Origin of the sequence: Halorubrum zhoui (assembly GCF_051194155.1) — an archaeon.
Taxonomy (GTDB): domain Archaea; phylum Halobacteriota; class Halobacteria; order Halobacteriales; family Haloferacaceae; genus Halorubrum.
This window is the reverse complement of the sequence record NZ_JBLZNJ010000002.1, coordinates 1-14,674: the sequence shown is the minus strand read 5'-3', so window position 1 is coordinate 14,674 and position 14,674 is coordinate 1. Positions and strand designations below refer to the sequence as shown.

The 14,674-nt window shown below is 69.6% G+C and carries 11 protein-coding genes; 10 read left to right on the top strand and 1 reads right to left on the bottom strand.

The window, feature by feature from the left end:
* Window positions 1-39: 39 nt before the first annotated feature.
* The 10 genes from trpC (at window position 40) to ACNTAO_RS01740 (ending at window position 13,357) form a co-directional block, all read left to right on the top strand.
* Complete coding sequence (trpC, locus tag ACNTAO_RS01785; protein WP_435160234.1) at window positions 40-918, top strand: indole-3-glycerol phosphate synthase; 879 nt, start codon at window positions 40-42, stop codon at window positions 916-918.
* Window positions 915-2,210, top strand: coding sequence for a tryptophan synthase subunit beta (gene trpB, locus ACNTAO_RS01780; RefSeq protein ID WP_435160233.1), 1,296 nt, complete (start codon window positions 915-917; stop codon window positions 2,208-2,210). The genes trpC and trpB overlap by 4 nt, the downstream gene beginning before the upstream one ends.
* A complete protein-coding gene (gene trpA / locus ACNTAO_RS01775; protein ID WP_435160232.1) occupies window positions 2,211-3,071 on the top strand; it encodes a tryptophan synthase subunit alpha in 861 nt (286 codons plus the stop codon).
* A 136-nt stretch (window positions 3,072-3,207) separates the two neighbouring features.
* Entirely contained in the window at window positions 3,208-3,999 is a 792-nt protein-coding gene (locus tag ACNTAO_RS01770) for a 2-amino-3,7-dideoxy-D-threo-hept-6-ulosonate synthase (protein ID WP_435160231.1), read from the top strand.
* Between the two features lie 85 nt (window positions 4,000-4,084).
* Window positions 4,085-5,257 carry a 3-dehydroquinate synthase II gene (locus ACNTAO_RS01765; protein WP_435160230.1) on the top strand — a complete coding sequence of 391 codons (1,173 nt, stop codon included), beginning with the start codon at window positions 4,085-4,087 and terminating at the stop codon, window positions 5,255-5,257.
* 72 nt (window positions 5,258-5,329) lie between these two features.
* Window positions 5,330-6,412 (top strand): NAD(P)/FAD-dependent oxidoreductase, encoded by a 1,083-nt coding sequence (locus ACNTAO_RS01760; RefSeq protein WP_435160229.1) that lies wholly within the window; start codon window positions 5,330-5,332, stop codon window positions 6,410-6,412.
* A gap of 474 nt (window positions 6,413-6,886) precedes the next feature.
* Window positions 6,887-7,483, top strand: a complete 597-nt coding sequence (locus tag ACNTAO_RS01755; protein WP_435160228.1) for an NUDIX hydrolase — start codon at window positions 6,887-6,889, stop codon at window positions 7,481-7,483.
* 90 nt (window positions 7,484-7,573) lie between these two features.
* The gene (gene gatD / locus ACNTAO_RS01750; RefSeq protein ID WP_435160227.1) at window positions 7,574-8,857 is read left to right on the top strand and encodes a Glu-tRNA(Gln) amidotransferase subunit GatD; all 1,284 of its coding nucleotides are present in this window, start codon (window positions 7,574-7,576) and stop codon (window positions 8,855-8,857) included.
* 93 nt (window positions 8,858-8,950) lie between these two features.
* On the top strand, window positions 8,951-12,250 hold the full coding sequence (locus ACNTAO_RS01745; RefSeq protein ID WP_435160226.1) for a PAS domain S-box protein: 3,300 nt from the start codon (window positions 8,951-8,953) through the stop codon (window positions 12,248-12,250).
* A gap of 204 nt (window positions 12,251-12,454) precedes the next feature.
* Window positions 12,455-13,357, top strand: a complete 903-nt coding sequence (locus tag ACNTAO_RS01740; protein WP_435160225.1) for a DUF7504 family protein — start codon at window positions 12,455-12,457, stop codon at window positions 13,355-13,357.
* 57 nt (window positions 13,358-13,414) lie between these two features.
* Here the strand turns inward: ACNTAO_RS01740 and ACNTAO_RS01735 are convergent.
* Window positions 13,415-14,674: ATP-binding protein (locus ACNTAO_RS01735; protein WP_435160224.1), on the bottom strand; the 1,260-nt coding region annotated here is incomplete at its 5' end.

Sequence of the window (14,674 nt, the reverse complement as noted above, 5' to 3'; positions counted from 1 at the left end):
GCAAGCCTTATGAACATATCCGTCCATTAGTGTACACTAATGGAGGAACCCACGGAGTTGGACCCGGCAGTCCAGTCGATCCTGTCTGCCGCACGCGATCGAGCGGCCGAGATCGAGACGGGGGCGTCGAGTGCCGACCGCGTCGCCGTCGAGCCCCGGGATCTCGGAGCGGCCTTCGACCGGGCGACGGCTGCCGGCCGCGTGCCGGTGATCGCCGAGATCAAACCGACGAGCCCGACGACCGACGGAACGCGCGAGGACGACCCGGTCGAGCTCGCAGAGTCGATGGTCGCCGGCGGCGCGACGGCCTTGAGCGTCCTCACGGAGCCCGACCACTTCGGCGGGAGCGTCGAGACGCTGCGCCGCGTCCGTGCGGCGGTCGACGTGCCGGTCCTCCGGAAAGACTTCCTCGTCGACGAGGCGCAACTCGACGCGGCCGAAAGCGACGTGGTCCTCCTCATCGCGCGGTTCGTCGGCGACGGCCTCTCGTCCCTGCTCGCAGCCGCCCGCGACCGCGGCTTTCAGGTCCTCGTCGAGGTGCACGACCGCGAGGAGCTCACGGCTGCCGTGGAAGCCGGTGCAACGTACGTCGGGGTGAACAACCGAGACCTCGCACGGCTCGTCGTCGACCTCGAGACGTTCGAGTCGGTCGCACCCGACGCACCCGAAGACGTGACTCTCGTCGCCGAGAGCGGGATCTCGACGCCGGCGGACGTCCGGCGGATGCGCGAGGCGGGAGCCGACGCGCTGCTCGTCGGCAGCGCCATCATGGCGGGGGACGTCGAGTCTACGACTCGGGCGCTGACGCGAGCCGACGACGCGGACGCTGACAACGCGGTCACCGATGGCGGGACCGCCAGCGATACGGTGACGGACCACGAGGAGACAGACACACACGACGTCACGACGCACACATGAGCGAATCAGAACCCACCACGACGGAGCCGAGTACCGGACCGCGACGACGCCGCGGCCGCGACGACGGGAAGTTCGGCCGCTATGGCGGCCAGTACGTGCCAGAAGCGTTGATGCCGGCGATAACGGAGCTCGCAGACGCCTACGAGCGGTACGTCTTGGGGAACGAGGACGGCTTCGTAGACGAGTTCCGCGAGCGAATCACGGACTTCGGCGGCCGGCCGACCCCGCTCCAGCGTGCCGATCGCCTCTCTGCACGGTACGACCGCGAGGTGTACCTCAAGCGTGAGGACCTCCTCCACGGGGGGGCTCACAAGCTCAACAACGCGCTCGGGCAGGTGTTGCTCGCGAAGTACATGGGCAAAGAGCGTATCGTCGCGGAGACGGGGGCCGGCCAACACGGCACCGCGACCGCGATGGCGGCCGCCCACCTCGACATGCCGTGTGAGATCTACATGGGCGAGCGCGACATCAACCGCCAGCGCCCCAACGTGTTCCGCATGCGGCTGAACGGGGCCGAGGTGAACCCCGTCACGGCCGGCCGCGGAACGCTCAAAGAGGCCATCTCGGAGACGATGCGCGACTGGGCGACGACCGTCGAGAACACCCACTACGTGATCGGCAGCGTCGTCGGTCCCCACCCGTTCCCGGTGATGGTCCGCGACTTCCAAGCGATCATCTCCGAGGAGGCGCGCGAGCAGGCGCTCGACCAGCTGGGCGCGCTCCCGACCGACGTCGTCGCCTGCGCCGGCGGCGGCTCCAACACCATGGGAACGTTCGCGGCGTTCGTCGACGACGAGGACGTGGCGCTTCACGCGGTCGAAGCCGGCGGGTCGACGCTCGAGGTCGACGAGGAGGCGGGCGTCGCTCCCAACTCCGCCTCGCTGTACACCGGCGAAGAGGGGGTCCTCCACGGCGCACGGACCAAGCTGCTTCAGGACACCGACGGCCAGATCATGGAGAGTCACTCCGTCTCTTCCGGGCTCGACTACGCTGGCGTCGGTCCCGAGCTGGCGTGTCTGGTCGACGAAGACCGCGTCACGCCCGTCGCAGTCGACGACGACGCCGCACTCGAGGGGTTCCACCGCCTCTCGAACACCGAGGGGATCATCCCCGCGTTAGAGACCGCACACGCGTTCGGGTTCCTCGAAGAACACACCGAGTCGCTCGGCGATCGAGTCGTCGTCAACGTCTCTGGACGGGGCGACAAAGACCTCGATGCGGCCATCGAAGAGACCGACAAACGCGACGTCCCGGGGGCGCCGGACATGTCGTTGTTCACGGAGGGGATGTGAGTGACGACCCGTGCGAACAGCCCCGCGCTCGACGACGCGTTCGCCGACGGGGCGGCGTACGTACCCTACCTCGCGGTCGGTGACCCCACGTACGACGCCTCACTCGCGTACGTCGAAGCGCTCGACCGGGGCGGCGCAGACGTCATCGAGCTCGGGCTGCCCTTCTCGGAGCCGATTGCGGAGGGACCGACGATCCAGGGGGCCGTCGTCCGCGCGCTCGAAGGCGGGATGACGCCGGACCGCTTCTTTGCGTTCGTCGAGGAGCTCACGGTGGAGGCGCCGCTCGTGTGTATGACCTACTACAACCTGATCTACCAGTACGGCGGCGGTGCCGAGGCGGACGGCCCGCGGCCGTTCGTCGAGCGCGCGGCCGACGCCGGCCTCGAGGGATTCGTCGTCCCCGACCTCCCCGCAGAGGAGGCGGGGCCGCTCCGTGCGGCCTGTGACGAGTTCGGTCTCGATTTGGTGTTCATCGTCGCGCCGACGACCCGTGGGGACCGGCTCGAGCGGATGATGGACCAGGTCTCCGGCTACGTCTACGTTCAGGCGCGTCTCGGCACGACGGGCGCGAAGAGCGACGTCTCAGACCAGACGACGGAGAGCCTCGACCGACTGGCGGCGTACGACGTGCCGAAGGCCGTCGGGTTCGGCATCTCGACCGGCGAACAGGCGGAACGAATCGTCGCAGGCGGTGCCGACGGCATCATCGTTGGGTCCGCGCTCGTCGACATCGTCGCCGACGGCCACGAACGTGACCGGCCCGTCGAGGCTGTCGCCGAGGACCTGGCGGCGCGCTCGCGGGAGCTGAAGGCGGGCGCAGAGCGTGGGCTCGAAGCACGCGTCGCCCCCGAGACGCAGTGACCGATCGCAGGCACACGCGCTGTGTCCCGTCGGTATCGCGTCCACGGCACACGCGCTGACGGTGCAAGCCAATTCGTCCCCGAACGAAACCGTCTTACCTCCGTTTGACACACGCTCACACAACGAGCCCCACACCATGACAGCAGGACTTTCCGCACGACTCGACCGGATCTCGACGAACGACCGCTACCTCATCGTCCCGATGGACCACGGCATCACGATGGGGGCGGTCACGGGCCTCGTCGACATCGAGTCGACCATCGACGGCGTCACGAGCGGCGGCGCAGACGCGGTGTTGACCCAGAAGGGCATCGCGCCTCGCGTCCACGCGAACAAGAACGGTGCCGGCTACATCGTCCACGTCAACGCCTCGACGACGATCGGTCCCGACGAACAGGACAAACGGCTCACCGCCGACGCCGAGGCCGCGGTCCGTGCCGGGGCCGACGCGGTCTCGTTTCACATCAACGTTGGTTCGAACCACGAGCCGAACCAGATCGAAGACCTCGCGGGGCTCTCCGACGACGCGGCCCGGCTCGGGTTGCCGGTGCTCGCGATGGCGTACGCCCGCGGCCCGGGCGTCGACAGCGCGGATCCGGAGTCGCTCGGACACGCGGTGCGTCTCGCCGAGGAGCTCGGCGCAGACGTGGTGAAGACGGGATACTCGGGAGACGCCGCCTCCTTCGAGCGGGTCACCGAGTCGACCCGGCTGCCGGTCGTCATCGCAGGCGGGTCGAAGGGGACGGACCGAGAGACGGTCGAGATGGTACGCGGCGCGGTCGACGGCGGCGCGGCCGGCGTCTCGATGGGACGGTCGATATTCCAACACGACGACCCGCGTGGAATCGCGCGGGCCGTGTCGGCGGTCGTCCACGACGACGCGCCGGTCGAGGAGGCGCTCGCCGCGGGCGGGTTCCTCGAGGCGTAGGGGACTCACGCGGTCGCAGACCCACGCCTGCGTCTCACCGAGCCCTTCCGCAGTTTTCAAGCCCGGTCGCCGTGAGAGACGGGTAATGACACGCACGGTCTGGGTGAAAGCCGACGACAGCGTCGGGGACTGGGAGGCGCGAAAGCGACGGATCACGACCGCCATCGAGGCGGGCGCAGACTGGGTACTGGTCGACGAAGACGACGTGGGCCGCGTCCGTGACCTCGGTGCGATCGACGTGGCGGCGTTCTTGTCCGACGCCGACGTCGTCGACGGCGGCGGCGAGACCGCCGAGGCGGACGCGACGTTCGTCGGGAAGGGCGGCGAGGGCGACGGCAGCATCGACCTCCCGGACGACTTCACCGGCTCGGCAGACCTCACCACCCTGCGGCGTCGCGACGACCGGGCACAGGGCGCGTACGTCCGCGTGCTCGGTACCGAGTACGAGGCGTTCGCCGAGTCGGCGGCGGCGGCGGCCGACATCACCGTCGTCATCGGCGAGGACTGGTCCATCATCCCGCTCGAGAACCTCATCGCGCGCGTCGGCGACGAGACACACCTCGTCGCGGGCGCGACCACCGCCGCCGAGGCACGCACCGCCTTCGAGACGCTTGAACTCGGGGCCGACGGCGTCCTCCTCGACACCGACTCACCGGAGGAGATCCGCGGGGCCGTCGAGGCGCGAGACGCGGCCGAGCGGGAGTCGCTCGAGCTCACGACCGCGACGGTGACCGCAGTGGAGGCGACCGGGATGGCCGACCGCGTCTGTATCGACACCGGGTCGCTGATGGACGACGCGGAGGGGATGCTCGTCGGATCGCTCTCGCGAGGCCTCTTTTTCGTCCACGCAGAGACCGCCGAATCGCCGTACGTCGAATCCCGACCGTTTCGCGTGAACGCGGGTGCCGTCCACGCGTACGTGCGCAACCCCGAGGGAGGAACGAACTACCTCGCCGAGCTGTCGAGTGGCGACGAGGTACAGGTCGTCGACCGCGACGGCGGGACCCGCGAGGCGATCGTCGGCCGCGTCAAGATCGAGAAGCGACCCATGTTTCGGATCCAAGCGGAGGTCACGACCGACGACGGCGTCGACCGCGTCGAGACGCTGATCCAGAACGCCGAGACCGTGAAAGTCGCCACGGACGAGGGACGCACCGCGGTGACCGACCTCGAGACCGGTGACGAGGTGGTCGTCTACTACGAGGACGTCGCGCGCCACTTCGGCGAGGCCGTCGAAGAGAGCATCATCGAGAAGTGACCTCGGCGACCGACCGAGGCGGTCTGTCGTAGCCAACCGTTAACTCCACGCGTCCGCATCGATCGCGTACTGATGACCACGATCGGGATCGTCGGCGCGGGCGCGGCCGCCGCGGCGGCGGCGCACGTCCTCGACGGCGCAGTGCCAGACGCAGAGATAACCGTGCTCGAGAAGTCGGGCGGTCTCTGCGGGCGGGCCGCGACGAGGCGGAACGACGATCGATCGCTCGTGTACGACTACGGCGCGAACTACCTCAAATCGGCAAATGACCGGGTCACGACGCTCGTGACGGAGACGCTCGCGGACGACGGGATGGTCGACGCGACCGAGCCGATACACACGTTCGACGCCGCCGGTGAGGTGTCGCCCGGACGCGACGCCGACGACCACAAGTGGAGCTATCGGACGGGGCTGACCCAGATCGCGAAGCGGCTCTTCGGCGGGACCGACGCGACCGTTCACCGGCGCACCCGCGTCGAGACGATTCGCCGGGTGCCCGCCGGCGACGGAGACACCGACGCGTCCGGCGCGAGCGACGGCACGTGGACGCTCGTCGACGACGAGGGCGAGCAGTGGGGCCCGTTCGACGCGGTCGTGGTGAACCCGCCGGCACCACAGACCGCGGCGTTGCTCGCCGACGCCGAGTGGGACGCGCCGGCCCGAGAGTCGCTCCAGCGGGCGGCCGAGTCGGTGCCGTACCGGTCCGTCTGGACCGCCGTGCTCCACTATCCGTTCGCGCTCGACCGGCCGTACTACGGGCTCGTCAACACCGACAAAGAGCACGCAGTCGGGTGGATCTCACGCGAGGAGTGTAAGGCCGGGCACGTGCCCGACGGGGAGTCGTTGCTCGTCGTCCAGGCCGGCGGCGAGTGGTCGACGGCCCACTACGACGACGACCCCGCGGACAACGTGGCCGAGTTGGCCGGGTACGCGGCCGAGATCGTCGGTGACGACCGGCTGCTCGACCCCTCGTGGACGGACCACCAAGGGTGGCGCTACGCGATCCCCGAAGGTGGCGTAGACCCCGATCCGGTGGCCGCTGCCGCCGCACACGACTGTTACGTGCTCGGCGACTGGGTCGCCGGTGAGGCACGACTCCACGCCGCGCTCGCGAACGGGCTCGACGTCGGCGACCGAATTGCGACGCAGGTGTGAGACGTCGACCCCCACCCTCGCGGTGGCGCGCGCCTCGCGAGCCGCCGAAGGCGGGCTCGCGAGCGCGCGCGAGGGATGAGGGAGGGAGCGAAGCGACCGAGCGAATCGGCTGGGGAGGGTGTGGCGGTAACTGATGCCCGGCTGTCGCGCGTTCGTCTCGGTCACACACCCACCAACTACGTATGCGAGCGAATCGGCCCGGGAGGGCGTGGCGGTAACTGGTGTCCGGCTGTCGTGCGGTCGTCTCGGTCACACGATCACCACATACGTACGAGGGCGAATCGGCTGGGGAGGGTGTGGCGGTAACTGGTGCCCGGCTGTCGCAGATCGTCTCGGTCACACGATCACCACACACGTACGAGAGCGAGTCGCCCCAGAGACGAGGCGGTCGCCGGGTCGTCGCCCGCGCCGCACCCGGTGGTCCCCGCCCGCCCGCAAAGAAAGGTTAACGACCCCCGAATCGTACACTCGCGTATGGACCTGTCGGGGATTCGTCGGCACACCCCCGCTGCCGCCGCAGCGCGCCGTGAGGCGGCCGTGCTCGCGCCGGTCGTCGCACACGACGGCGAGGCCCACCTGTTGTTCACCAAGCGCGCGACACACCTCGGTCGACACCCCGGACAGATGAGCTTCCCCGGCGGGGGACGCGAGCCGACCGACGCCACGCTGAACGACACGGCACTCCGTGAGGCCCACGAGGAGATCGGCCTCCGGCCCGCGGAGGTCGACGTCCTCGGCCGCATCGACGACGTGACCACCACCAGCGACTACGCGGTCAGGCCGTTCGTCGGCGTCGCGCCCGATCGCGAGTACGTTCCTGACGAGTCGGAGGTGGCGGAGGTCGTGCTGCTCCCGGTCGACGCGTTCACTGACCCGACGAACTACGAGTCGGAACGCCGAGTCGGGCGCGACGGCGACCCACACCGACTCCACTTCTTCCACGTCGACGGCTACCTCGTCTGGGGCGCCACTGGTGGCATCGTCGTACAGCTACTCGAGCGGACGACCGACTGGCAGGTACCGCCGGCCCCAGACCGGGTCGTCGGGCCCGACGCCGACCTCCCGACCTGAACGCAGGCGACGAAGCCGACCCACCCGGCCGCCAGAGCGTGCCAGGGACGAACGGCTGGATTCAAGTCCGCGGCCGGGGTAGCGGTTCGCATGCAACCAGGCGATCGCGTTCGCGCCGAGCGCGGCGACGTCACGAACGAGGGGGTGGTGTTGCCGTCGACGACCGACGAGCACCTCGTGCTCAAGCTCGACGGCGGGTACAACGTCGGCATCGATCGTGCGGCGGCGACGACCGAGGTGATCGAGTCCGGTGCGCGCGCCGTCGACGACGCGGCCGGTGCGACCGAGTCGAGCGAGATCACGTTCGACGACGACCTCCCCACGGTGGCGCTCATCTCGACGGGCGGAACAATCGCTTCGACGGTCGACTACCGAACGGGGGCCGTCACGGCCCGGTTCGACGCCGAAGACGTCCTCCGGGCCGTCCCAGAGCTCGCCGGGCGAGCGAACTACCGCGGCCGCGTCGTCGCCAACATCCTCTCCGAGAACATGGAGCCGGCGATCTGGCGCGACCTCGCCCGGGCCGTCTACGAGGAGGTCGAAGACGGTGCCGACGGCGTCGTCGTGATGCACGGGACCGACACGATGCAGTTCTCGGCGTCCGCGCTCTCGTTCGTCCTCAACGTGCCGGTGCCGATCGTCTTCACCGGGAGCCAGCGCTCTGCGGATCGCCCTTCTTCTGACAACGTGATGAACGCGGTGTGTGCCGTCGAGGCCGCCAAGGCCGACCACGCGGAGACGCTCGTGTGTATGCACGCGACGCCGAACGACGACCGTTGTGCGCTCCACCGTGGCACCCGCGTCAGGAAGAACCACACCTCCAGACGCGACGCCTTCGAGACCGTCGGTGCGAAGCCGCTCGGGACGGTGGACTACGAGCGGGCGGCCGAGGCCGGCAGCGATGGGGCGGTCGCGACCGAGGCGGTCGCGTGGAACCGCGAGCCGACGCCACGAGACACCGACGCGGACCCGACCATCGCCCCCGACCTCGCCGTCGACGTCGAGCTCGTTCGGTTCACGCCCGGGATGGACCCGGACGCGTGGTCGTACCTCGACGGCATGGACGGCGTCGTCGTCGCGGGCACCGGACTGGGCCACGTCCACACCGACCTGATCCCGCGTCTCGAGTCGCTCGTCGCGGACGGGACGACCGTCGTGATGACGAGCCAGTGTCTCGCCGGGCGGGTCTGTGACCGGGTGTACGACACCGGCCGCGACCTCCTCGACGCCGGCGTCGTCGAGGCCGGTGACACCCTCCCCGGGACCGCCACGGTGAAACTCATGTGGGCGATAGCAAACACCGACGACCCGGCGGCCGCGATGCGCCGCGACGTCGCCGGCGAACGCACGGCCGAATCTCGTCCCTGGCGGTGACCCGCCGAGGGTCGTCCCTGGCGGTGAGACCCGCAATCACGGCTCCGATAGGCTCAAGACGGGGACGCTCGTGGGTATCGGAGAGAACGCGTGATGAGCCGAGAACAGATCACGCCTCGCGACGACGCGGGCAACTTCCTCGCCCGGATGGCCATCGAGGCGCCGTCCGCACTGGTCGTCGCCGAGGCCGAGACGGGTACCGTCGTGGCGGTCAACGAGGCGGCGACGAGCCTGTTCGCGCGGAGTCGGTCGTCACTCATCGGTGCCCACCAGACGGAGCTGCACCCACCTGGAGACGAGCCACAGCGTCGAAAGGGCTTCGACGCGGTCCCGACGGACCGCCGACAGCGAGTGTACGCAGACGAAGAAGAGGCGGTCCGGATCCAGCGCGGCGACGGCGAGGTCGTCCCGGTCGACGTCTGGTCGACGACGGTCACCCACCGCGAGACGGCGTACGTGGTGGGCGTGTTCCAGGACGCGACCGACCGGCTCGAACGACAGGAACGACTCGAGCGACAGGCCGCCGCGATGGACATCTCGCCGTCGGGGATCGCGCTACTCGACGAGGAGGGCGACTACACCTACCTCAACGAGGCGCACGTCACGATGTTCGGCTATGACGAGGCCGAGGAACTGCTCGGCGGCAGCTGGCGGCAGTTCTACGACGACACGGTCGCCGAACACATCGAGCGCGAGGTGTTCCCCGTCCTCGAAGCCGAGGGGACGTGGGACGGCGAGCTCGTCGGTCAGCAGAAAGACGGCTCGCCGCTCACCCAGCGGGTCGCACTGGGCGTGCTCCCCGACGGCGGGCTCGCCTGCGTCAACATCGACCTGACCGAACGGGAGCGAACCCGCGAGCGAATCGAAGAGACCCGTGCGCTCGTCGAGACGGTGATGACTGCTGCGGACCGCGAGTCGGTCATCAAGTCCGTCATCGACGCCATCACAGTGATCGTCGGTCGACCGCTCGCGGGCTACTGGGCACACGACGAGACGGCCGAGGCGCTGGTCCCGGTCGAGGTGTCGACGCAGGGAACCGACATCGTCGAAACGGTGCCGCGCTTCGAGCCCGGCGCGTCGGTCGCCTGGGAGGCGTTCGAGCGCGGAGAGCCGCGGTACTGTGCCGACCTCGCCGCCGAATCGGCCGCCCACAACCCGGACACGCCGCTCGGCTCGGAGTTCATCGTCCCGGTCGGCGACGACGGGGTGTTGATCGTCGGGTCGCCGTCGGCGGACGACGTGCCGGTCGAGGACCGCGAGCTGATCGTCATCATCGCCAGACACCTCCAGACGGCGCTCACGCTCGCCGACCGTCGCCGCCGGCTACAGGACGCCCGCGAGCGGATCGCGGCCGAACGGAACCAGCTCAAGCAGGTCATCGACACGGTCCCACAGCTGATCTTCGCGAAGAACTCCGACGGGAAGTTCATCCTCGCGAACGAGGCCGTCGCGGACGCGTACGGCACAACCGTCGACGACCTCATCGGCTCGACCGACGCCGACTACGCCTCCGATCCCGACGAGGTCGAGGCGTTCACCGACGACGACCGGCGCGTGCTCGAGACGGGCGAGCCGCTTCACCGAACCGAAGAGACGCTCACCGACGCCGAGGGCACAGAGCGGGTGCTCGAGACGTGGAAGATTCCGTTCTCGCCGGTCGACGGCGACGACGAGGCCGTACTCGGCGTCGCCAACGACATCACCGAGCTCACCGACGTGCAGGCGGAGCTGAACCGCCAGCGCCAGCTCACGAACCTCTACACGGTGAGCAACCGCGTGTTGCAGGCGTCGACCCCGTCGGACGCGTTCGAGGCGTGCGTCGACGCGGTCGCAGACGTCGTCTCGAACGACCAGGTCGCGATCTACGCGCGCGACGAGGACGACGGCGCGCTTCGCAGGCGAGCCGTCGCCGACGCGTCGACGAGCAGCGCGTTTCCGACCCGGATCGAGCCGGGGCGAGGCGACGCGTGGCGTGCGTTCGGCAGCGACGAGCCACAGTGGATCGACGGCGACCGCTTCGACGACCAGCACCGTGGCCCGGCGGCAGACGAGGTGCTCGCCGTCTCGCTCGACGACACCGGCGTGCTCGCCGTCTCCGTCGCCGACCGCGACCCGGAGCTCGAGTCGTTCATCGGTGCCGTCGGGCGACAGGTGACCGCGGCGCTCACGCAGCTCCGACAACAGCGATCGATCCAGAGCCTCTCCGACGACGTCACGGAGAGTCGAGAGCGCGCGGCGCAGTACCGGTCGCTCTGGGAGGCAGTCGTCGGCGCCGTCGAGACCATCGCCGACGCGCGAACGATAGACGCCGTGTACGACGCCGTGTCGACCTTCGGCGAGGACGTCGCCGCCTACGCGGTCGTCGGCACCTACGACTCCGTCACCGACCGCGTCGACCCGACCGTCGTGTCGGCGGCGGGCGGGCCGGCGAAGCTGTACGAACGCGACGAGCGATTCCCGGCCGTGGTCGCCGGCGCGACCGACACGACCCAACACGTCGCCGACGACGCCACCGACGAGCACGGCGCGTGGGCCACCCAGCTGTTGTACTTCGGGTACCGGTCGTCGATCGCGGTCCCGCTGAGTCATCGCGGTACGGTCCACGGCGTGGCCGAGTTCGCGAGCCCGCGCGCCGACGCGTTCGGGGCCGACCGTCGGCAGGCGGTCGAGGCGGTCGCAGCGGCCGCAGGCGAACGCCTGTCGACGCTCGAGACGGGCGGCCAGCGGACCGACGCGGTGACGTTCGACCTCGAGTGTCGTGACCCGCCGGCTTTCTTCCCGGACCTGCCGCCCGACGGGTCGGTGGTCGTCGATCAGGTTGCGGTCGGCGGCGACGCGTCGCTGTTGTTGTACGGGCACACGGACGGCTACACCGTGCCCACGGTCCGGTCGTACGTCGCCCGGACGCCGGGGCTCGAACTCGAGTCGATCACGAAGCGCGAGACCGGCACACACGAGGTCGAACTCCAGGTCGTCGACACGCCACAGACGGACGTCGGGACACTGCTCGACGTGTTAGACCGCAGCGAGACGCGGCTCGTCGGCGCCAGAGCCCGGTCGAACGCGGTGGTCTTCGGCTTCCACACGCGTGACCCGACACAGATCGGTGCCGTCCGCGCACAGCTCGAGTCGCGTTGTGGGTCGTGTTCGCTCGTCGCGAAGCGGCAGGCGTCCGCGGAGGGAACGGGGTCGACCGGCCGCGGCCGCGCGGCCGAACTCACCGACCGCCAGCGCGAGATACTCGAGTCTGCGCTCCGACAGGGGTACTACGACGACCCGCGCGCGACGAGCGGCTCCGAACTCGCCGACCGATTCGACGTCTCGTCGTCGACGCTGCATCAACACCTCCGGGCGGCAGAGGCGAAGGTCATCCGCGAGTTCTTCGACGAGTGACCGGCGACCGACGCCGAGTGCGTCCGGGACCGGACATGTGAGGTGTCGTCGCGTTCGGGCACACATCTCTGTGCGTGGTAATATGTGGGTGTACAGTGTGATGTCGTACATGAACTTACCGCAGTGCGTCGGCGTCGACGGCGTCGGTCCCACGGCGCTCTTCGGTTCCCTGGTCGCGGTCGGTCGAACGGAGGTGTCCCACCCGTGAGTCGGACGCCCGACCGCATCGCGAGGCTCTCGTACGAGTACCAACAGCTCGTCGCCGACGCGGACCGGATGGGCTCGACGGACGAGACGGCCGAGTCCTACGAGGCGTGGGTCGACCCGTCGGTGTACGCCGACGCGATCGGTGACTCGCCGCTCGTCGAGGAACTGATCGATGCCGAGCGATACCCCGGCGAGGCGTTCGTCTCTGCTGTCGACCCCGACCCGGAGACGATCGTTCCGGCGTTCGCCGACGACGTCGCGATGGGAGCGGGCGACATCGTCGGCGTCGCCGGGCCGAGCACCCAGCTCTGTGACGACATCTACTACGCGCTGTTCCGCTCGGTCGCGGAGACGGGCGCGGTGCTCACGACAAAGTATCCCGACGACGCGGTGCGGGCCCGACTCCCGGACGTCGATCCGGTCGTCCTCGACTGCACCCCGGGGGCGACCGCCCGCGAGCGTGAGGCGGCCGGCCGCGGCGAGGCGCTCCGGTGTGACGACCTGACCGCGATGGGCGTCGCCGCACAGTCGGTCACCGACCGACTCGCCGAGCGTGACGGACCACGGGTGTTCGGGGTGTCGACCGTCACCCAGCTGCGGTCACACCACGCGTCCAGGCCGCTAGAGCAGTTCCTCCACGAACTCGTCGGACAGTGGCGTAACCACGACGTGGGCGGGCTCGTACACGTCCCGCCGGCGCGAGGCGACCAGCCGTACGGAGCCGCCCACTTCGATTACGTCGTCGAGGTGCGAGCCGACGCCGAGTCCGTCGAAGCGCGAGTCCGCGGCAAACGCGACGTCGATCCAACCTGGCGGACGCTCGGATCACCGCGAGTCACGGACGAGTCGACACAGCCGGCCGAGACGTCTCGGCCGACGGCAGGAGTCGCCCCGGAGTAGCCCCTTCGACCCCCGTCGTCCGTCACGCACCTCACTGCCCGTTCGTCTCGCGACGTGTTAGCCGTGGTTCGCGACCGCCGACGAGGGTGCGGTGGGTCGGCCGTCCTCGTGGCTCGTCTCGCCGGTCGGAATCCACAGGACGACCTGCGTGCCGTCGTCGGCCGTCTTCACCTCGACGTCGCCACCGAAGTGCGTGACGACCATCCGCACGGTCCAGACGCCGAGCCCGCTCCCGTGGCTCAGCGGCGATTCCTCGCCGGTTTCGAGCACCGAGGCCTCCATCGGCGGCATCCCCGGACCGTCGTCCGCGACGGCGATCCGCAGCCATCCGCCGTCTCGACGCGTCACCGTGACGTCCACCGTCGGACGCTCGCCGGGGTGTGCCTGGACCGCGTTGTCTACCAGCTCGCCGAGCGGGACGTCGATCAGCCGCGGGATCGTCCCCACCGCGTCGTCCGCGTGAACCCGGATGGTCGCCGCCGGGTGGTCGTCGCGTCGGTCGTCGACGACGCGCCGCGCGAGCGTGGCCGCCGAGACGCGCTCTGCGTCCGCCGGCTGCGTGCCGATCGCTCGCTCTATCCGGTGGATGTTCTCGGCGATGCGCTCCCACCGGTCGAAGCCGCGTTCGATCCGGTCGAAGTGGGCCGCCCGCCGGTCCGGGTCGGGCTCTTCGACGAGCAGGTTCGTCCAGCCGCGGAGCGCGTTCAGGTCGTTGCGGATGTTGTGCCGCATCACGCGCTGGAGCACCTGGAGGTGTTGTTGTTGTCGTTTCTGCGCGGTGATGTCGTTGCCTTCGACGACGAGCAGCGGCACGTCGCCGTCGTCGGTCTGCACCGGCTTCACGGAGAAGTCGACGGTCGCGATCCGATCCGTCCCGCGGAGCTCCGTCTCGCGTCTGACCGACTCGCCGTTCGCCGCCCGACGTATCGCCTCGTCGACGTCGAAGTCGGCCTCGGCGTCCGCATCGGTCCACAGTGCGTGTTTGAGGTGACTTCCAACCAGCCGGTCGCGGCCCGTGCCGGTGAACGTGACCGCGGCGTCGTTGATGCTCACGACGGTGCCGTCCGGGTCTACCAGCCCCGTGAGCTGGACCGTCCCGTTGAAGACGGCTTCGAGGCGTCTGGTGTACTTCTTCCGCTCGGAGACGTCGCGGAACACGCCGTACGTCACCGGTCCGTCGTCGAGTTCGACGGTCGTGAGGTTCGTCTCGACCGGGACGGTGTCGCCCGCTCCCGTCGCGAGTCGGGTCTGTCGCCCGTTCGGCAGCGTCGAGACGGGACCGTCGGTGCCGCCCTCGAAGAGCGCGCGATACTGGTC

Coding starts and splice junctions, on each gene's coding strand:
- ACNTAO_RS01760 (WP_435160229.1), top strand. CDS start 5,330: ATGACCACGATCGGGATCGTCGGCGCGGGCGCGGCCGCCGCGGCGGCG.
- gatD (WP_435160227.1), top strand. CDS start 7,574: ATGCAACCAGGCGATCGCGTTCGCGCCGAGCGCGGCGACGTCACGAAC.
- trpC (WP_435160234.1), top strand. CDS start 40: ATGGAGGAACCCACGGAGTTGGACCCGGCAGTCCAGTCGATCCTGTCT.
- ACNTAO_RS01745 (WP_435160226.1), top strand. CDS start 8,951: ATGAGCCGAGAACAGATCACGCCTCGCGACGACGCGGGCAACTTCCTC.
- ACNTAO_RS01770 (WP_435160231.1), top strand. CDS start 3,208: ATGACAGCAGGACTTTCCGCACGACTCGACCGGATCTCGACGAACGAC.
- ACNTAO_RS01755 (WP_435160228.1), top strand. CDS start 6,887: ATGGACCTGTCGGGGATTCGTCGGCACACCCCCGCTGCCGCCGCAGCG.
- trpB (WP_435160233.1), top strand. CDS start 915: ATGAGCGAATCAGAACCCACCACGACGGAGCCGAGTACCGGACCGCGA.
- ACNTAO_RS01765 (WP_435160230.1), top strand. CDS start 4,085: ATGACACGCACGGTCTGGGTGAAAGCCGACGACAGCGTCGGGGACTGG.